At 73.7% G+C, this 18,834-nt stretch carries 12 protein-coding genes; 3 read left to right on the top strand and 9 right to left on the bottom strand.

Translation table 11 applies throughout. From position 1 onward, the window contains the following. The first annotated feature begins 175 nt into the window (after positions 1–175). The gene (locus WME79_RS23730; RefSeq protein ID WP_437539242.1) at positions 176–1,159 is read left to right on the top strand and encodes a hypothetical protein; all 984 of its coding nucleotides are present in this window, start codon (positions 176–178) and stop codon (positions 1,157–1,159) included. Positions 1,160–1,195: 36 nt separating this feature from the next. Here WME79_RS23730 and WME79_RS23725 read toward each other — a convergent pair whose 3' ends face one another. Further along, entirely contained in the window at positions 1,196–2,377 is a 1,182-nt protein-coding gene (locus WME79_RS23725) for a tetratricopeptide repeat protein (RefSeq protein WP_437539240.1), read from the bottom strand. Beyond that, entirely contained in the window at positions 2,368–3,459 is a 1,092-nt protein-coding gene (gene hisC, locus WME79_RS23720; RefSeq protein ID WP_437539238.1) for a histidinol-phosphate transaminase, read from the bottom strand. The genes WME79_RS23725 and hisC overlap by 10 nt, the downstream gene beginning before the upstream one ends. 96 nt (positions 3,460–3,555) lie before the next feature. Between hisC and WME79_RS23715 the strand changes: the two genes are divergently transcribed. Next, positions 3,556–4,485 (top strand): hypothetical protein, encoded by a 930-nt coding sequence (locus tag WME79_RS23715; RefSeq protein WP_437539237.1) that lies wholly within the window; start codon positions 3,556–3,558, stop codon positions 4,483–4,485. 16 nt (positions 4,486–4,501) lie between these two features. Here WME79_RS23715 and WME79_RS23710 read toward each other — a convergent pair whose 3' ends face one another. From WME79_RS23710 to WME79_RS23680, 7 genes are all read right to left on the bottom strand, one after another. Further along, positions 4,502–8,653: a PAAR-like domain-containing protein gene (locus WME79_RS23710; RefSeq protein WP_437539235.1), complete on the bottom strand. Its 4,152-nt coding sequence runs from the start codon at positions 8,651–8,653 to the stop codon at positions 4,502–4,504. 194 nt (positions 8,654–8,847) lie between these two features. Then, complete coding sequence (locus tag WME79_RS23705; RefSeq protein ID WP_437539233.1) at positions 8,848–10,614, bottom strand: hypothetical protein; 1,767 nt, start codon at positions 10,612–10,614, stop codon at positions 8,848–8,850. Positions 10,615–10,953: 339 nt separating this feature from the next. Beyond that, the gene (locus WME79_RS23700; protein ID WP_437539231.1) at positions 10,954–11,859 is read right to left on the bottom strand and encodes a hypothetical protein; all 906 of its coding nucleotides are present in this window, start codon (positions 11,857–11,859) and stop codon (positions 10,954–10,956) included. A gap of 510 nt (positions 11,860–12,369) precedes the next feature. Next, positions 12,370–13,371, bottom strand: a complete 1,002-nt coding sequence (locus WME79_RS23695) for a hypothetical protein (RefSeq protein ID WP_437539230.1) — start codon at positions 13,369–13,371, stop codon at positions 12,370–12,372. Continuing rightward, positions 13,368–14,384, bottom strand: coding sequence for a diphosphomevalonate decarboxylase (gene mvaD / locus WME79_RS23690; protein ID WP_437539228.1), 1,017 nt, complete (start codon positions 14,382–14,384; stop codon positions 13,368–13,370). Before mvaD ends, WME79_RS23695 begins: the two co-directional genes overlap by 4 nt. Then, positions 14,381–15,403, bottom strand: a complete 1,023-nt coding sequence (gene mvk, locus WME79_RS23685; protein WP_437539226.1) for a mevalonate kinase — start codon at positions 15,401–15,403, stop codon at positions 14,381–14,383. Before mvk ends, mvaD begins: the two co-directional genes overlap by 4 nt. Continuing rightward, positions 15,400–16,512, bottom strand: coding sequence for a polyprenyl synthetase family protein (locus WME79_RS23680; RefSeq protein WP_437539224.1), 1,113 nt, complete (start codon positions 16,510–16,512; stop codon positions 15,400–15,402). The genes mvk and WME79_RS23680 overlap by 4 nt, the downstream gene beginning before the upstream one ends. Positions 16,513–16,741: 229 nt before the next feature. Here WME79_RS23680 and WME79_RS23675 point away from each other — a divergent pair, with 229 nt between their 5' ends. Continuing rightward, complete coding sequence (locus tag WME79_RS23675; RefSeq protein WP_437539222.1) at positions 16,742–18,736, top strand: DUF6345 domain-containing protein; 1,995 nt, start codon at positions 16,742–16,744, stop codon at positions 18,734–18,736. Positions 18,737–18,834 lie beyond the last annotated feature (98 nt).

Here is an 18,834-nt window from a genome sequence, read left to right as displayed (position 1 = left end):
GGGTGCTGGCCTGGAAGAGCGCTGCCAACTCGTATGGCAACGGGGCGCCGGCGCTGGCGGCGATCGCAGTTCATTCGGCAGCGAATACGCGGTGCTGCGCGGGGCGCGCGAGTTGCTAGAGTCGGCGCCGATGCGAACCGGCGAGAAGCTGCAGAGAAGAGCGGGGGATGGAAGGATGCGAGCGGCGTGCGTCGCGCTGCTCGGAGCGCTCGGGTGTCAGGGAGGGAACGCGAGCAGCGGCGCGACCGCGGGGAGCGCGACACCGGCGGGGAGCGCGGCGCCTGTGGCCACGGGAAGCGCGGCGCCTGTGGCCGCGGGAAGCGCGGCGCCGGTGGCCACGGGAAGCGCGGCGCCGGCGGCCGTGGGGAGCGCGAGCGCCGGCGCGGCGGCGAGCGCGCAGGCCGGGGCGGGTGAGGCGCACGCGATCACGCTGACCTCCGAGGACGTCGCGAAGGTGATGAACCCGAAGCGACAGGCGCCGTACAGCGGGCCCACGGGGACGCTGCGAGGACGCGTCACCATCAAGGGCGACCCGCCGCCCGATACAGGGCTCAGCTTTCCGATCGGCAAGTGCGGCGAGGCCGCTGCGACCTACGGGCGGCTGTTCCGCGTGGGACAGCAGAACGGGGTCGCCGACGCGCTCGTCACCGTCGTCAACTACAGCGGCTACGCGCCGGAGCGCGAAGAGGCGGAGAAGGTGACCATCCACGGGTGCGCGTTCTCGAAGCGGACCGTGGTCATGTCCTATGGACAGCGGCTCGAGGTCGCGAACCTCGATCCCCTCGAGCCGTACATGCCGAACCTCGAGGGCGCCCCCTTCCTGGCGGTCCTCGTCGCCGTGCCGCAAGGCGACCCGGTGAAGTTCTACCCGCCTCAGCCAGGCTACTACCACCTCGTGGACAAGCTGCCGAAGCCGTTCCTCAAGGCCGAGGTCTTCGTGCTCAAGTTCGCGACACACGACGTGACCGGGCTCGACGGCAAGTTCGAGATCAAGGACATCCCCGTGGGCAAGGTGCTCACCGCCGCCCTGCTGCCGGCGATCGAGCAGGACGTGAAGCGGGAGATCGAGATCAAGGAGGGCGACAACACGCTCGATTTCGAGCTCAACTTCGACCTCAAGAAGTACAACGAGAAGCCGCACACCAAGCGCTCGCCTTGAGGTACACGGCGGGGGCACGCGCCCCCGCCGCCCCGATCAAGGCGTGCCGCCCGCGAGCTCCCGGTGGACGCGCCGCTCTATCTCCTGGGACAGCGCATCCGGGGCGACGAGCGCGGGCGGCGGCGGGCCGAGCCAGGTGAGCGCGGCGTCGCGGCCGACGCGACGGAAGAGCAGCTCGGCAAAGAGGAGCCGGGCGAGCCGCGAGGGGGCCACCGTGGGGCCGCCCGCCGCCGCGGACAGGTCGAGGGCGTCGCAGGCCCGGGTCAGCGCGTCGAGATCGCCGCTCAGATCGGCCGCCACCGCGAGCGCCACGAGCGCCGAGGCGCTCGCCGGATCGGCCGCCGAGACGAGCTCGGCTTGCTCGCGGGCCTCGCCGAGGCGGCCCAGCGCGGCCGCGCGCACCGCGACCTCGGCGGGCGTCAGATCCGCGTCGCGCGCCAGGCTGCGGGCGCGGCGCAGCTGGCCCAGGACGAGCGCCTCGTCGACCTCGGCCAGCTGCCCGCCTGACGACATCCGCCGCCCCCGGACGGCTGCTTCCGGCGCAGCCAGCTCCCGCAGGCGCCGCGCAGCCTGCTCGGCCACCGCGCGATCGCCAGTCTCGACGGCCGCCGCGTGCAGCGCGCGCCACGCCTCCGTCGACCACGGGCGCCGCACCACGAGCGCCCGCAAGGCGAGGCGCGCGTCGTCCGTTCGGCCCAGGCGCCGCAGGATCTCGGCCCGGAGAAGGGCGCCGTCGTCTCGATCCGGATCGAGCAGCATCGCCCGCTCGATCCGCCCGAGCGCCGCGTCGAGCCGCCCCGCCGCGAGATCGCAGCGCGCCTGCTCGCGGTACGCCGGCTCGTAGTCGGGTTCGATCGCGCGGGCGCGCTCGAAGGCGGCGCCTGCCGCCTCCCCGCGCCCGAGCCGGCAGCGCACGGACCCGATACGGGTCCAGATGTCCGCGCTGTCGGGGTCTCCGTCCTCCGCCAGCTCGTACGCCTCCAGCGCCGTCGCGAGATCGCCGCGCGCCTCGGCCTCGGCGCCGATCGCATACAGCGCATAAGCGTGCGCCGCGATGGGACGACCCTCGATGATCTGGCCGTCGATCGAGCGCGCGACGCGGGGCGCGGCGCAGCCGGCCATGGACGTCAGCGCCGCGAGTGAGGCGAGCGCTGCGAGCGGGGCGAGGAACACGCGCGGCGCGCGCCGCGCGGCGGAGCGGGGCACGGCTACGCGCACGCGGCGATCTCGGCGAGGAGGCGATCGTTCTCCTCCGGGAGGCCGACGGTGATGCGGAGCCGGTGCGCGAGGCGCCCGCCCGCCGCGTGGAAGCTGCGCACGAGGACGCCGCGCGCCGCGAGCGCCTCGAAGACCTCGCCGGCAGGGCGGCGCGTGCCGATCCAGAGGAAATTGGCGTGGCTCGGCGCGACCGAGAGGCCGAGCTCGGCGAGCCCAGCCACGAGGCGCTCGCGCTCGGCCGTCACGGCGGCGGCGGCGCGGCGGAGCTCGCCGCCGAGCTCCCGCAGGGCGAAGGCGGCCGCGCGCTGCGACGGGGTGGGCAGGTTGTAGGGCTGGCGGACCTTGTCGAGCTCGGCCACGAGCTCCCGGGCGCCGATGAGCCAGCCGATCCGCAGCGACGCGAGGCCGATCTTCGAGAGCGTCCTCAGCACAGCGACGTTCGGGTGCTTGCGCAGGAGGGCGAGCTGGTCGCGCGGGGCGAAGTCGATGTACGCCTCGTCGACGATCACGAGGGCGTCGCTCGCCGCGGCGATGACGGCCTCGAGCCGATCCTCCGACATGAGCGCGCCCGTCGGGTTGTTCGGCGATGCGATGAAGACGACGTTGGGGCGCGCGAAATCGACGGCGCGCACGAGGCCCGCCACGTCGAGATCCCAGCCGGCGTCGAGCGGGACCTCGACGACGCGCATCCCGCGCGCGCGCGCGCTCAGCTTGTACATGACGAAGGTGGGGCTGACCGTCACGACGCTCGCCGCGTCCACGCCCTGCCGCGGGCGGCTGAGCGCTGTGAGCACGATCGAGATCACCTCGTCGGAGCCGACGCCGGCCAGGATCTCGTCAGGCTCGGCGCCGCAGTGGGCGGCGATGGCCTCGCGGAGATCGAGGGCGCGCGCGTCGGGGTAGCGGCCCCAGTCCTCGGGCGCCGCGGCCCGCGCGAGGGCCGCCCGCGCCTCGGCCGAGAGCAGCGGCGGGCTCTCGTTGGCGTCGAGGCGCACAGGAAAGTGCCCCGCGACCGGGGTGTAGGCGTGGAGCTCGGCGAGCTCCGGACGAAGCAGCGCAGGGAGGAAGTCGGGCAGCGGCATGGCTCGGTCCACGGTCGTCGCGGGCGCGGCGATGAGGGAGGAGGAGAGCGGTATACTACCCGCCTCCTTCCAGGACCAGAGGACCTCATGCCCACGATGAGCCACGCGACCGTGCTCGTGCCGTCGCTGTCGTCCCCCATCGCTCGAGACCAGACCCTGATCTTCTCGCCGGATTTCCCTCTGGAAGAGCGAGCGGGAGAGGCGTCCGCCGTGCCGCGCGCCGCCGGGTCGCCCTGGTCGGTCGCGCGCGTCGGCGCCGCGGCAGGAGCGCTCCGGGAGGTGGCGGAGGAGAGCGCGCGCGGGTTCGGGCCGCTCCCTGAGGGCGCGCTGCCGGAGAGCGCGCCTGGAGACACCCTCGGGGCGTACGCGTTCTCGTTCGTGAGCCCCTCGTTCGCAGCGCCCTTCGCCAGCCGGCGTGAGGGGGTGCTCTTCGCCGAGCGCGTCCTGCCTGCGTTCGGGCTCTGGAACGACGTCGACGACGCGACGTGGTCGCAGGCCGCGACGCAGCTGACGGTGCATCGCCACAGCGGCCCCGACGACTTCGTGATCGAGCTGGAGGCCAAGGGGGATGAGCGCGTGGTTGTCGCGCGGTGCCCGCACCCCGAGACGCTCGGGGCCGCCGTCGCGGAGGTCGTCGCGACGGCGCGGAGGCCGAGGGGCTGGCTCGGGAGATGGTTCGGCGTGAAGCCGTTCGACCGGCGCTGTGCGCTGAAGATCCCCCAGCTCGACCTGTGCGCGGCCCGTGTGCACGAGGAGCTCGTCGGCAAGCCGCTCGCGGGCGGGGAGGGGCGCAGGATCGGAGACGCTCGCCATGCCGTCCGCTTCCGCCTCGGCTGGGATGCGCTCCCGCCGACCGAGCCCGGGCCGCTCACCCTCGGGCGCGGCGATATGTACGAGCGCTACTTCGTGTGCGACGGCCCGTTCCTCGTCGTCGTCCTGGGTGCGCCGCCGCAGGACGAGGTGCGGCTCGCCGCATGGATCGGGTCGCCGGAGCCGCTGCAGGGCGCGACCGCCGGCGCGCCCTGAGCGGCGGGGCCGCCCATCACTGCCCGAACGTGTACCAGCGCGGCTTGATGTCCTTGATCAGGTGCCCGCCGCCGTTGACGTGCAGGTTGCCCGGGGCGTTGCCAGACCCGAGGCCGGTGGGCATTCCGCTGACCAGGCCGGAGGCGCCCGCGTTGCCCATCGCCGCAGCGGAGGCCACGCCGGGGACGCCCTTCGCTGTCGCGCCGGACGTCGTCGCTCCGGTCCGGTCCGCGACCGCCTGGGCGACGCTGCGGCCCATGAAGTTCGGCTTCGTCCCGCCGTTGCACGTGACGACGTCCACGCGCGCTCCAGGCATTTTCCCGTTGAACCCGGCGGCGTTCAGCTTGTCCGCGAGCTGGGCCCCCGAGATCTGCTTCCCCGCCCACTCGACGCTGCCCGGCCAGCCGTGGGTGTCGACGACGACATCCGTCTCGCCCTTGAGGCTGCCAGGCACGACCTGGTTCGGCTTGAGGATCGTCGCGCCCGGGTACTTCGCCGCGTACTGCGAATAGTAGGCGTTGTGGAGCTTGGGATCGTTCGAGGCCGTGATGATCGTGAGCAGCCCGAGCGGGTCGATGAAGAGCGTCGGGTTCGGGACGAAGCCGATCTCCTGCAGCGAGCCCGAGAGGCCGATGGGGTCCGGAGAGATGAACACGCGCAGGTCGGGCGCGTAGTAGCGGTACCGGTTGTAGTGCAGGCCGGTGAGCTCGTCGGCGCGCTGCCCGGCGAAGCGGAGCACGCCCGGCTCGCCGCGCTTGTGGGCGACCTCGCCCCAGGTGGTGAGGTCGATCTCGGTGATCTCGCCGGCCGCATCGAGGGTGAGCCACGGCGTCCCTGCGGCGTCGGTCGCCACGAGGCGGAAGCCCGCGCCGCCCTGCGACTCGAGAAGCGGCATGTGACCTGACGCATCGAAGACGCGGCGCGTGACCTGCCCGCCCGAGGCGCGCTCCTCGACGATGCTGTCGCCGTCCCAGCCGAACCACGTGCTCCCCTGGCCGACGATCTCGGCCACGCGGCGGCCGAGCGCGTCGTAGATGTACTGGACCTTCAGCCCGTCGCCGCGCACGGCCTCGGTCAGCCGATCGTTCTCGTCGAAGGCGTACCGCCACGTGCGCTGCGGATCGGGCGCGTCCCGGCCCGAGAGCCGGCCAAGGCGATCCCAGTACAGGACCTGATCGCCCGCCGCGCGCGGCCGTCCGCCGGCGCCGACCGACGCTTCACCCCGCGCGATCGCCGTGCCGTGCGGCGAGTAGGAGAACGCCTCCGTCGCGCCGAGCCCGCGCACGTCCACGGGCCGCCCGTGCGCGTCGAGCTCGTAGCGGCGCTCGCCGCGCTGGCTGTCGATCACGGAGGCCAGCGCCCCGGTCGGGTGCCAGCGGTAGGCGCGGGACCGGACGACGTCGCCTGGCGTGCCCTCCACCTGGATTTCGAGGGGGAAGCCCTCGGCGTTGCGCCGGGTCAGGATGGCGCCGGCGCCACCCTCGCGCCGGCGGGCGCGCTCGCCGTCCTGCTCGTCGCGCTCGAAGACGAAGCGCTCGGCGGCATCCGGATGGCCGACGCCCATCGCGGCGACCCGCCCGTACGTGTCGTGCTCCAGCGTCACGCGCCAGCCGGACGAGTACCGGCGCCCCACGAGCTGGCCGCCCTCGTCGTAGTCGTAGCTCGTGACGAACTTGAAGCCGCCGCAGGTCTGGGTGTCCCGCAGGATCGCGCCGCGCTCGTCGTACGCGAGCTCCGTCGTGCAGGCGCCGTTCGTCGCGCGCGCGACGCGCCCCAGGGCGTCGTACTCGAAGCGCTCGATGAGGCCCGACGAGTACTCCCGCGCGACGACGTTGCCCGCGCCGTCGCGCGAGAGCCGCACGATCGACTCGTCGGGGCGGAGGATCGACACGAGCCGGTCCGCGCCGTCGTACTCGTAGCGGTACTGGAGCCCCGTGAACGTCGTCTCGCGGACGAGGTTGCCGGCCGCGTCGTACTCGAACGAGCGCCGCTCGCCCGCGGCGTTCTGCATCCAGCTCAGCCGGAGGAGCGCGTCGTAGCCCATGGTCCAGCGCGAGCCGTCCGGCAGCACCTGCTCGACGAGCGCGCTGGCCACGTAGCGGTACTGCGCGCGGCCGCCGCCGGGGTACGAGGTCGCCGTGCACATCCCGAGCCCGTCGAAGGCGCGCTCGGTGCGCTGCCCGCTCGGCCCCACGGCGCTGACGATGTTGCCCGAGGAGTCGTACTCGAGCGTGGTCGCCGCGCCGCCGGGCGACTCGATGCGCACGGGCATGCCCAGGAGATCGTACACGTAGGTCCACACGCGCTCCCCCTGGGCGTAGCGGACGAGGTTGCCGTGCGCGTCGTACTCGAGCGTGTCGACAAGGCCGCTCGGGTACGTGATCTTCGTGTTCTTGCCGCGCGCGCTGTACTCGGCCGTCGTCTTGCCGAGCGCGTCCTCGATCTCGACGACGCGCCCCCGGCTGCGCCGCACGGTGGAGCGGTGGCCGTTCGGGGCGATGGTGGTGACGCCCTGCCGCTCCTCGTCCGTCTGGTACCGGACCGTGCCGTCGCCGCTGCTGATGGAGATCAGCCGTCCGGCGAGATCGTGGCGGCGTCGCTGCGTGGTCCCGGCGCCGTCGGTGACGGCGATGAGGCGCCCGACCCCGTCGTACGTGAACAGCATGGAGTAGCCGCGCGGGTCGACGTAGCGCTCGACGAGGCCCAGCGCGTTGCCCTGGTAGCGATGGACGTGGCCGAGCGCGTCCGTCACCGTCGTCTGGTAAGGCTCGGGCCCGTACGCGACGCGCGTGTGGAAGATGCCGCGAGGACCGCCGGCCGCGTGCGCTTCGGGGGCGCCGAGCGCGGCGAGGAGGTCGCCGCCGGGCAGCTCACCCCAGGTCTCCACGCAGCGCCGCTCGCCACCCACGTCCTGGTACACGAAATGGAAGACGACGCCGTCGGCCCGCGTCTCCGAGCGCAGGTAGTGCTCGTCGTCGTAGCTGAACCGGGTCTCCGCGCCGCCCACGTCGATGACCCGGACGAGGTCGCCGCGCCCGTCGAGCTCGTAGGTCACGAGGCGCCGGCGGTGCTCCTTGCCGCCTTCGTCGGCGACGGCGACGGACCAGATGCGCAGGTTCCCGTCGCGGGAGACCTCCGCGCGGCGGCCGACCGAGTCCGTGATGGCCACGACCTCGTCCTGATCCCACTCGATCGTGGCCCTGTTGCCGAAGGCGTCGCGCAGCTCGGCGAGCGCGTACGCCCGTGGATCCGCGGTGGGCCGGAGGACCCGCACGAGGTCGTCGCCCAGGTCGACGACGATCGCGTCCCCGTCGAGGTGCACCGTCCGGCCGTGGGGGAGGAGCAGCGCTTCGCTGGCCCCGGGCAGCGGCATCTCGGTGCGGCGCTGCTGGTCGTCGACGAGCACGAGGTGATCGCCGTTGCGCTCGGCGCGCCAGGCGAGGCTGTGCGACCAGCCCCACCCGAGGCCGCAGCGGTGGCGCACGGCCGAGGTGCTGTAGGTGCGGATCCACTGGACCCAGAGGAACCCGGTGAGCGTGAAGTCGGCCGCCGGGGTCGTGAACAGCGTCCCGGTCACGACATCGATCGGATGGCCCGCGGCCGCCTGGCCCTCCGCGCCCGGCGGCGCAGGCGGGCTCGGCGGCGCGGCGCCGCTGTTGCTGCCGCCGCCGCCTCCACCGCCGTTGCCGCCGCCTTGCGGGCTGCCGCCGCCCGGGCCTCCGGCGCCGCCGCCGCCGCCGCCTCCACCGCCGCCACCCCCGCCTGCGCCGCTCGCGTTGGCGCCGGCGCCGACGGTGATGCTCTTGTTCATCTGGCCCATGCTGCCGGTGATGCCGGCCATGCCGAGCTCGATGATGACGTTCGGCGCGCCGAGCCACGGGAAGCAAGGCCCGGCGGTGTTGAGGCTGACCACCTCCTTGAGCGTGCCAGGCTCGTTGCCGTGGCACGCCTTCATGCAGCCGCCGACCGTGAGGATCTTCGCGCCCTCGATCTTCGTGCGCATGCACGGGTCGATGATCCCCTCGGAGACCGTGCCCATGGTGGGGTAGGGGATCGGCAACGGGCTGGGCGCGGCCGGGGTCAGACACACGCTCACCGCCATACCGGTCATCTGGTGACCGGATTTCTCGGTGATGGTGTCCATGTGGAGGGCGGTGACCTTTCCCATGGTGGGTAAGGATGCTCTCACGCCCCTGAAGGGGTCCGCAACGGCGAGCACGTCCTCAGCGCGCCGCGAGGCGCGACGGCGGGATCAGCGCGTCAGGAGGCGGATCAACGCGCGACGAGGCGCATCGGGGGCGGCTGTGCTGGATGTGCTCGGCCCCGATCTATCCGAGCTCGCTGCGCCGGGCCGAGGTGCCGCTACGGCAGCCAGCGGCCCACCTCCGCGATCGCGGCGGCAGCGCCGACGATCGCCGCCGAGCCGCCCAGCCTGCGCACCAGCGGCGCGAGGTCCGTGAGCCCGCCCCAGCCGATCAAGAGGTCCTCGAAATCCCTCTGCCAGCGGTTCCCCAGCACATCGCAGAGCACGCACGCTGCGTCGTCCAGCGCCATCCACGGCGCACATGCGAGCACGGAGCGCAGCGTGTCGTCGTCGCCATGCTGCCAGTAGGCGTCCATGACCTCGGCCACGGCTCGTCCGCGGAGCGCTTCGGGCAGGTGCGGCACGATCGCCGCGAAGGCGGTGACGCGAAGGACGCCCTCCGTCCTGTCCGCCAGGCGCAAGGCTTCTTCCGGCTCAAGCCCCGCACACGCGGCCGCAGCCCCCTGATGAGGACCGGAGAGCAGAGACCCGAACTCGCTGGGAGCGGCATCGCGCAGCCGGCGCGTGAGCTCCGGATCGGCCTCTGTCGGGACGCCGGAGAACGAGGGGATCGGGCACGGCACGAGCTCGGCGACCTCATCGAGCGCGGCCCGCGCCTCGTCCGCCCACGCCTCCACCACCTCGCGTTCGGCCCCGGTCAGGGTGCCCGCCAGCGTGACGAGCGCCACCGCCCGCGCGCGCGCCGCGCCGGTCGGCTTCGCGAGATCCACGCTCGGCTCCCTGTAGGGGCGGGCGCGATCGTCACGCGGTCCGCGCCGGCTTCCCTCCTTGGCGAACAGCGCACCCTCGACGACGGCGCACCGCGTGATGTGGTTCAACGCCGCCGCGCGCTCCGGCTCGGTGGACGCGCCGAGCAGCGCATCTTCCGCAGCCGTGCGCGCGCGGCGCGCGTCCGTGACGAACCCCACGAGCCCTCCCGGTCTTTCCATCCAGGCGGCGAGCCACGCCGGCGAGACCAGATCCATGAAGGCGGACAGCGCAGGCGCTCGCCGCGTCATGTGGGCCCCCAGGTACTCGACGAGGTACGCAGGCCAGGCGATGGCGCTGCCCTCGGAGGACATGGCCGCGCGCAGGGCGGCCAGGCCTCGAGCGACGATGCCGTCTTCGAGCGACGCACTATCCACCGACGCAGCCCAGCGCGCGCGCGTCGCGTCGTCGCGGAAGCGGCAGGTCCCGTCCTCCGCAAGGACCACGAGATCACGCACCGCGCGCGGCGCGCGGTGGAGCGCCTCGATCGACCCGCTGGACAGCCCGAACGCCGCGATCAAGTCGTCGTTGGATACCGCCGCGAGCGCCGCCGCCAGGGCGTCGAGGCACCGCTCCGCAGCGCGCCCTTCGTCCCCGCTCTCCACCAGGGTCTCCTGCGCCAGCCCTCGCGCCGCTTCCGCTGCAGTCGCCTCCCCTGGCAGGTGGATCACGGCGGAGCGCTCCTCGGTCCACTCGAGAGCATCACGCCAGCCTGAGCTCCGGGCGTAGGGCCCTTGCACGTCCACAGACACGAGGATGCGCACCCTGTCGCCGGCTTCGTCCAGAAAGGGCACCCCCTTGTCAGGCGCCCAGTCCGCCGCGCGATCGAGCCCGTCGACGATCACGAGCAACACGGGATCCTCCATGTCCAGATCCCACCGCAACGCTTCTGCGATCGACCACCGGAGCTCGTTCGGGCCGCGTGGCCGAGAGAACGCCGCTGACGACGAGCTGCGAAACAGGCCGAGCAGCACCTTGAGCGACTCGCGCTCCACCGCTGTCCCGAAGCACGGGCTCACCGGAAGGAAGAGCACCTCTGCGCTGTTCCGCGCCGCCATCGACAGAGCCCATCGCGCGAGCACCGCGGCGCGCCTTGTCTGATCTGCACCGACGACGAGCGCGCAGGCCGGTCCTTCCGCGAACCACCTGTCGAATGCCGTCCAGAGATCGGCGTCTTGCTCGGACGCGGATCGTGCCAGGGCATCGCCTTGGAGCCATCGCCAGAACTCGGCCAGGCCAGCGTGTGACCGCGCGTACCCGCCGTCGGGTCCGCGCAATCGATCCGCGGCACCTGTTCGCATGCGGCCATCCTCGACGGCGCGACGCGAAAGTACAGTGGAGTTTGCGACGCAGCGCGCGCTTCGCCGCCGCGCGCCAGCGCCGTCGACCCGCGTAACTCAGCGCACCACGAGGCGCATCGGGGGGCGGCTGTGCTGGATGTGCTCGGCCTCGAACTCCTCGAGCTCGAACGCCCTGTCCATGTCCATGTCGAGCTCCGCGAGCTCGCGCTGCGTGCTCTCGCCGTTGTCGAGATCGTCGAGCTCGCGCATGAACCGGTCGATCTCCACGCACGTCGCGGGCGAATCCACGGGCGTCATCGACTGCTCGTGCATGAGCTGGATGAGCTCCAGGATGGTGGCGAGCTTCTGCGAGACGACCTCCAGCCCGTCGCGGGTCTGGTTCCAGCACTCGGCGCGCCGGTAGGCGATCGAGAGGCGCCGCTCGGACAGCCCGCGGGTCCGCCCCGCGGACGTGCTCCGGACCGCCTCGAGCGAGCGGATCGTGTCCATGAGCTCGCCGTGGTTGGTCATCGCGAGCGACTCCTGGCCGGCCTTGTGCGCGATCGCGAGGCGGATGTAGCTCATGATGAGGCGGCTCAGGCCGAAGCCCTCGTCGAGCAGGGGCGGGATCGATCCGCCGCGGCGCCGGATGTTCTCGCGGGTGCGATCGATCAGCCGATCGAGCCGCGCGAGCTCCTGCTGGTGCCGGATGTCCATCTGCCGGATCAAGGACTCGCGCGCCCTCGACCAGGCCGCCCGATCCACCTCGTCGAGCTGCGCGTCGATGCTGCGCCGGAAGAAGCCGCGCCAGGGGACGACGCACAGGATCATGAGCTCCGCCCCGAGCCCGAGCAGCAGGAGCAGCGGGCTCCAGCCGATGAAGCTCAGGAGGAGCGCGCTCCCCACGACGAGCAGGTTGTACGGGTGGACCAGCACCCGTCCCAGGTACGTGCTCGCTGTGCGCCTCCGCAGCGGTGCGACCTGGACGCCGAACGCTGCCAGCATGGCCCTCGACTCGGCCATGCTGGCGCCAAGCACATCCTCCAATCGGCAAAGCTCTCGATCGCACGTCGTCATGGAGCCCCCCTCCTCACCTGGTCCTCTGGTCCTCGTGCCACCTCACCCCGTTCACCACCCCCCGCGGCCGAACCGCGACTGACGGTCGGCGGTTCGGCGCGCCTGCGCGCGCCCCCGCGCCGATGCGACAGCGCGCTGTGAACGCAGGTCACGCCCGCCGAGCCCGCGCCGGCAGCCATCTGCCCGCGGAGCCCGCCTTGGAGGGCCGCACGTCCACCGCGCTCATCGGCCGTCCAGGCGGTATCACCATGAAAACTCAAGCTTTCACGGCGGCGCTGCAGCATCGCCAGCTCCACGAAGTCCATGCTTTCCCTGCTGTTCGCGTCCCGAAGGCCTCATGAACGACCGCGGTGCGTCGCCCGAGCGCAGCGCCGCGGTCGATCCGGGAGCGAGCAGAGCGGGCTCCGTGCCAAGCGCTCCGGCACCGCGCGGCGCACGATCGGCGAGGGGACGCGCTCAGGCGGGGAGCGGAGGGGCTGCGTCCAGCACGTGGACGCCGGGCGCGCCGAGCGACATCGGCACGCGATCGAGGCCGGCTTCGCGCGCTGCGGCAAGCCATGCCGTCGAGGGCGGCGCGCCGCCGACGAAGAGGGAGACGTCGCCTCCGCCCGCGCCGCTCGGCGCGATCGCTGCGCCCTCGGCGGCCGCGGCAGGGCGGAGGCGCCTGAGCGCGGGGGTGACGATCGGCGCGCCCGCCCGGTCGCCGAGCTCGGCGAGCGCGTCGACCTGGCGATCCAGCGCGGCCACGAGCGCGCGGGCGTCCGCGGCCATGACCGCGGCGCGCGCGCCCTCGGCGGCCGCGCCGAGCAGCGCGCGGTGCACCTCCGGCTCGCGGGCGGCGAGCGCGCGCACGCGCTCGAGCATGGCGCTCGTGCGCGCCGAGGCGTCGCTGGCGAAGACCTCGATCACGAGCCCGCCCGGCAGGGCGTGCGGCGCCACGTCGAGCTCGCCGCCCGGCCCGAGCCGGCAGCAGAGCACGCCGCCGTAGACGCTCGCCGCGACGTCGACGCCGCTGCCACCGCCCTGCGCGCGCCGGTGCGCCGCGAGCGCATCGAGGAAGAGCGCGCGGGGGTCCCACGCGGGCGCGCGCTGGTCCTCGGTGGATGCGCGCGCCGCCTGTGCTTCCGAGGCCGCCGCGGCGCGCGCGGCGAGCGTCGCGACGAGGATGGCGGCGCTCGAGCCAAGGCCCAGCTTGCGGCTCGCCTCGCGGGGCGGCGCGCCTGGCGAGGCCAGAGGCGGCTCAGGCTCCGCCGAGCGGAGCGCCGACGCATCGAACCACGCCGCCGCGTCGAGCGCGCCCGCGTCGATCGCGGCCTGGACCTCCTCGGTGACGAGCGCGGCGGGCCGCGCTGGATCGGCGAGGACGTACCGATCGACGGCGGCCACCAGCGCAGGCGCGCCCTCGAGCACGGCGTACGCGCCCGAGAGGACCAGCTTGCCAGGCGCCCGGACGATCACGCGCCCCCGGAGCCGGAAGAAGTGGACGCGAGGCGGGCGCCGCCGCCGGGGACCGCCGTGATGGTGCGGAGGACGCCAGGGACGGCGAGCAGCGCCGCGCCCACGGAGGCCTGCGCCTCGGGCGTCGTGAAGACCTTCACGTGCGGGCCGGCGTCGATGGTGAAGAACGCCGGCGTCCCCTGGGCGCGGAGCCTCCGCACCGCGGCGATCACCTCGACGGTGGCGCCGGTCCAGTAGAGCAGGCCTGGCGAGGCGGCGATGCTCGAGGCGTGCATGCACAGGGCGCTCGCCTCGGCCGCGGCGCCGAGCGCGGCGAAGTCGCGGGCGAGGACCGCGGCGCGGACCGCGTCGAAGAGCGACGGCGCCGCGTCCACCCACGCGGGGAAGTACGGGCTCGTCATCGCGGTGTGCCGCATGCCGTCGCTGGAGCCCACGTCCTTCGGGCCCTCGCGCGTCACCGCGATCACGACCGCCAGCGGCCAGTGGTCCTCGGGCGCGAGCGGCGTCGCGGCGAGCGCCTCGTCCCCGGGGCGGCCGGCGCGGAGCTCGACGAAGCCGCCGAACGCGGAGCGCGCGGCCGAGACCGAGGTCTTCCTCGCGAGATCGCTCACCAGCGCGGGCTCGGTGGGCAGGCCCGCGGCGGCGCTCGCGGCGAGCGCGAGCGCGGCGAACGCCGACGCGCTCGAGGCGAGGCCCGCCGCGGTGGGGAAGTCGTTCCGGCTGATCACGCGGGCGCGCTCGCGCTGCCCCGAGGCGGCGCGGACCCGGTCGAGGAGCCCGGCGACCCGGCGCGTCGCCTCCGCGTCCGGCGGCAAGGCCGCGCCGCCGAGGTGGAGCTCGTCGCGGTCGAGCGACGCGTCGAAGGCGACCTCGGTCGTCGTCGCCATCCCGGCGAGCGTCACCGAGAGGCTCGGGACGGCGGGCAGGTTGTGGCCATCGGCCCGCTTGCCCCAGTACTTCGCGAGGGCGATGTTCGGATGGGCGATCGCGGTCGCCCGGCTCACGACGCTCATGCTTGCTCCTGTGGCTCCGTCCTCGTCACGCCCGCCTTCACCCGGGTGACGAAGCCGCTGTACCCCGCGTCGCGCCAGGCGGCGAGCACGCGGTCCGCGGCGCCGTTCGACGTCGCCGCCCCGCCGCCGTCGCCCGGCGGACGCGGCGGGAGCAGCGCGATGACCGAGCCGCCGCCGCCGGCGCCGGTGAGCTTGGCGCCGAGCGCGCCCGACTCGCGCGCGAGCTTGCACAGGGCCTCGATCGCCTCGGTCGAGACGAACATGCCGGCGAGGAGCATCTGGTTCAGGTCCATCAGCCGGCCGAGCGCGACAGCGTCGCCCGCCTCGATCGCGAGGGCCGCGTTCTCGACGAGCGCGGTGATGCCGGCGATGGACGTCGCGGCCAGCGTGGGCTTGCGCTCGAAGAGCCTCGCCACGAGCTCGACCATGCTGCGCGTGGACGACGACACCCCGGTCGAGCCCACGCAGAGCCACAGGTCGTCGCGCGGGGAGACGGAGGTCGCCCCGTGCGCTCGGTTGAACCGGAAACAGCCGCCGCGGGCCGCGGCCGTCGTGTCGATGCCCGACGGGTTGCCGTGGAACACGCGCTCCCAGGCGGCCGCGGCGTCGGTGACGGCGGCCGTGGCTTGCACGGCGGTCGCGGCTTCGGCCGCGGTCCGCACGGCGGCCGCGGGCGCGCGCGCGAGCGCGGCCACCGACCGGGCGATCGCGACCCCGAGCGCCGCCGAGCTGCCCAGGCCGCCGCCGGGCGGCAGATCGCTCTCCGCCTCGACGCGCACCGGGCCGACATCGGGCAGCGCCGCCAGGAGCGCCGCGAACGCCCGCGCGACGTCCTCCTCGGCCGGCGCCGCGCGGAGCTCGCGCCCGCCCAGCCGGAGGGCGCTCGCGCCGGAGCAACGGATCGCCCGCGCGCGGGCGCCGCGCTCGATGCCGGCGGCGAGCGCGGGCGCCCCGTACACGACGGCGTGCTCGCCGAGCAGGATGACCTTGCCGGACGCCTCGCCGAGCGCCTCGGTCATGCGCCAGTCCACCGGAGCGCGCTCGCGGCCCCGCCCAGGATCTGCCGGGCCGACGCGCTCACCGGCAGCGACGTTGCGAGGACCTCGGCCTCGCCGCACAGGGCGGAGAGCCGCTCCTCGACGGCGCGCCGCGCGCCGCACGCCTCGAGCGCGAGCGTCGCGGCCGCCACGGCGTCGTCGCTCGCGTCCTTGCGGCCGAGCGCGCGCTCGACGGCGCTCCGGCCCGCGGCGTCGAGGCGCCCCTCGGCCGCGGCCAGCACGGCGGTGCGCTTGCCGGCGCGCAGGTCGTTGCCGACCGGCTTGCCGGTCGCGGCGGCGCTCCCGAAGGTGCCGAGGAGGTCGTCGCGCAGCTGGAAGGCGATGCCCACGGGCGCCGCGAACCGCTCGAGCGCCGCCACGGTCTCGGCCGGCGCGCCGGCCAGCGTGGCGCCGAGCGCGAGCGGGCCGCGCACCGTGTAGCTGCCGGTCTTGAGCGCGTGCATCTGCTCGACGTCCTCGGCTCGGCCGACCACGTCAAGGTGCTGCCCGATCACGACGTCCTCGTGCATCTTGCAGAACAGCCGGACGGCCGCGAGCGTCGTCGCCGGCGGCGCGTCCGCGCCCGCGAGCGCGCTCAGCGCGAAGCTCCAGGTGAGGTCGCCCGCGAGGATCGCGGACGAGGCCCCGAGGTGTGGATCGCCGAGCGTTTCGGTCAGCGCGACGTGGACGGTGCGGTCTCCGCGCCGGACGGTGTCGCCGTCGATCCAGTCGTCCTGGATGAGCAGGTACGTCTGGAGCAGCTCGAGCGCGACGCCAGCGTCGATCGCGGGGCCGAGCGGCGCGTCGGGCGCGACGCCCTGGTAGGCGGCGACGAGCAGCCCCGCGCGGAACCGCTTGCCGCCGCGCAGCGTGAGGCTCCGCGCCTCGGAGACCATGGCCTCGACCTCGCGGCCATAGCGCTGCACGGAGGCCGCCTTGTCGCGCCAGCGCTGATCGAGCGCGGCCTCGACGCGGGGGCGGATGGAGGAGAGGAAGTCGAGGAACAGGCGCGCGCCGGGATCCGCCGTCCCTTCGAGCGTCCGATCGCCGGCGCCGGGCGCGCTCTCTCCGTCCTTCGTGTGCGCTGTCATGGAATGCGCGGCAGCCTAGGAGCCGGACGCGAGGCGGTCAATCTCGGCCGAGAGCGCGCGGAGCGCGGGGAGTCGCGCCGCGGAGCGGCGCGGCCGAGGTGGCTTGGGTCGTGCAATGCGTGGTGCTCGCGTCGCGGGCCGCGAGCGCCGCGCGGAGGCTCCCTGCGAGATCGCTCGTGCGGAGTTGCGCGCCGAGCCTCGCCGTAGCCGCAGGGAAAGGGGGACTTTGATGAAGAGATCACCGGATGGGGTGTTGGGCGTCTTTCTCCTCGTGACCCTCGGCGTCGCCGGGTGCAGCGGCCGCGACGCCCGCGAGGATCTCCCGGAGAGCGCCGACCGCGGCGTGTTCCGCGCGGCGTCGCCTGCTGCGGGGTCGCCTGGCAGCGAGACGCGATCCCTGCCCGCATACCGCGTGATCGGCGGCGGCGCCGACGTCGCGCGGGCGTCGGCGCTCGCCGGCGCGCTCGGGCTCGCGGAGGATCCCGCGCGGGGAGGCGCCGCCGCGCTCGTGGCCGGCGGCGCGATTCGCTACCTCGACAGCGCGCGATTCCAGCGCTTGCCCACGAGGAAGGCCGACGCGCCCGCGCCTGGGTTCCGCGACGAGCGCGGCTTCGCCACGTCGGCGGGTGATGACGCGCTGGATTTCGAGGCGCTCGCGGCGCTGCACGTCCTGCCGGAGCCGGAAGCGGCGGCGCGGGCGTGGGCCGCGCTGGACGCCGCGGGCCTGTCGGTCGGGCACGATATCGCCGTCGGCCACTCGCTGATCGAGGCGGTCGACGCGGAGGGGCGTTATGTGGCGCGGGCCGAGCTCGACACGCAGGTGAGCTTTCGCGACGAGCTCGAGGGGATCCGGCTGATCGGCCCCGGGGCCAAGGTCCGGGTGACGTTCGACGGCGAGGGCGCCGTGACCCACCTGATCTACGCGCAGCGCGAGCTCGAGCGCGGGGAGGACGTCGCGATCGTCCCGGCCTCCGAGGCCCCCGCGCTGTGTGCTGGCGCGCTGGGCAGCGGCGCGGTGATCGCGGCCGAGCCGGAGCTCGTCTATTACGCTCCGCCGCTGTCCCGCGAGGTACGGCGGATCCTGCCCCATTACGTGTGCAGCGCACGGCGGACGGTCGGCGGGGAGGTCGTGGACGTTCGTAAGAGGATTGTGCCGGCCGTCATAGACGCTCCGAGGGCTGAGATCTCGGTCCGTGTGGACGGCGCGACCGCGCTCGCGGAGGCGAGCGTCACCGGAGGTACTGCGCCATACACGTACAGGTGGGTATCGTCGGCGCGCTCGCTCGACGGGCTCGACTCGGTCGACGAAGGGCGCGAAGGGCGCGAAGGGCGCGAAGGGCGCGAAGGGCGCGAAGGCAGCGCGAGGGTGAAGGTGTCTGGCGTCTCTGGCCTTCGCGGGGAGACGGAGACGCTCTCGCTCTATGTCACGGACGCCGACGGTCTGGTCGCGACGGCCGCGCAACGGCTCTCGCTCGGCCGCGCGTCGGCGGGGCTCGAGGCGGCGCGCCCGCCGACCCCGCCGCCGGTCGACGACAGCCGCGCGGTGGTCGGCGCCGAGTGGGTCGGTCTCTGCGGTGGCCTCGATCACTCGGCGGCGAACGTCGACGGGCTGCTGAAGAGCTTCCGGGAGGGGGGCATCGAGTCTCGCTTCAACTGGGGCGATCAGCGCGCTTGGGAGGTCGATTTCAAGGATCCAGCGCTGGGCGGCCAGGACGCGTCGTTCGCGGATTCGGTGGATCTCACGTTCTACACGGGGCACGCGAACGGCGTCGGGTTCATGTTCTGCAGCGCGATGAACGACCGGGTCCTCCATTTCAGCGACGCTCGCTGGGGCAACGCCAACCTGGAGTGGATGGTGGTGGCCGCCTGCGGCCCGCTCCAGGACGACGGCGGCGCGTGGCGCTACCGGTGGGCGGGCGCATTCGATGGGCTGCATCTGCTTCTCGGCTATGCGACGGAGTCGTTCGACGACACGACCGAAGGATCCAAGTTCGCGCGCTACCTGCTCGACGACGCGAGCCCGGCGCCGGTGCGGCAGGCGTGGGTGACGACGGCGATCGAGGTCCAGCCGGACGACGAAGTGATCTACGCGGTAATGGGGGCGTACGGGCAGGGGTGGACAGTGCCCAACTACGATGACCATTTCTGGGGGAAGGGGCCGGTTGGGCCGGATCTGACGGGGGCGGCGAGGATCGGGTTCTGGCGGATCTCTGGGCCGACTTAGCCCTATTGCGGGAGGTTGGTCGCGGAAAGAGAGGAGCCGCCAAGACGCCATAAGACGCCAAGAAACACAGAAAAAGTGTGGCGTATTATCGTGTCCTG

This window comes from Sorangium sp. So ce726 (genome assembly GCF_051521405.1).
In the GTDB taxonomy this organism is placed as follows: Bacteria; Myxococcota_A; Polyangia; order Polyangiales; family Polyangiaceae; genus Sorangium.
The sequence above is the reverse complement of the archived record's forward strand: the minus strand, read 5'-3'. Positions and strand labels throughout refer to the sequence as shown.

What these genes read in the sequence shown, in the direction of transcription:
- WME79_RS23730 (WP_437539242.1), top strand. Translation starts at nt 176, where the DNA reads ATGCGAGCGGCGTGCGTCGCGCTGCTCGGAGCGCTCGGGTGTCAGGGA.
- hisC (WP_437539238.1), bottom strand. Translation starts at nt 3,459, where the DNA reads ATGCCGCTGCCCGACTTCCTCCCTGCGCTGCTTCGTCCGGAGCTCGCC.
- WME79_RS23715 (WP_437539237.1), top strand. Translation starts at nt 3,556, where the DNA reads ATGAGCCACGCGACCGTGCTCGTGCCGTCGCTGTCGTCCCCCATCGCT.
- WME79_RS23710 (WP_437539235.1), bottom strand. Translation starts at nt 8,653, where the DNA reads ATGGGAAAGGTCACCGCCCTCCACATGGACACCATCACCGAGAAATCC.
- WME79_RS23705 (WP_437539233.1), bottom strand. Translation starts at nt 10,614, where the DNA reads ATGGCGGCGCGGAACAGCGCAGAGGTGCTCTTCCTTCCGGTGAGCCCG.
- WME79_RS23700 (WP_437539231.1), bottom strand. Translation starts at nt 11,859, where the DNA reads ATGGCCGAGTCGAGGGCCATGCTGGCAGCGTTCGGCGTCCAGGTCGCA.
- mvaD (WP_437539228.1), bottom strand. Translation starts at nt 14,384, where the DNA reads ATGAGCGTCGTGAGCCGGGCGACCGCGATCGCCCATCCGAACATCGCC.
- mvk (WP_437539226.1), bottom strand. Translation starts at nt 15,403, where the DNA reads ATGACCGAGGCGCTCGGCGAGGCGTCCGGCAAGGTCATCCTGCTCGGC.
- WME79_RS23680 (WP_437539224.1), bottom strand. Translation starts at nt 16,512, where the DNA reads ATGACAGCGCACACGAAGGACGGAGAGAGCGCGCCCGGCGCCGGCGAT.
- WME79_RS23675 (WP_437539222.1), top strand. Translation starts at nt 16,742, where the DNA reads ATGAAGAGATCACCGGATGGGGTGTTGGGCGTCTTTCTCCTCGTGACC.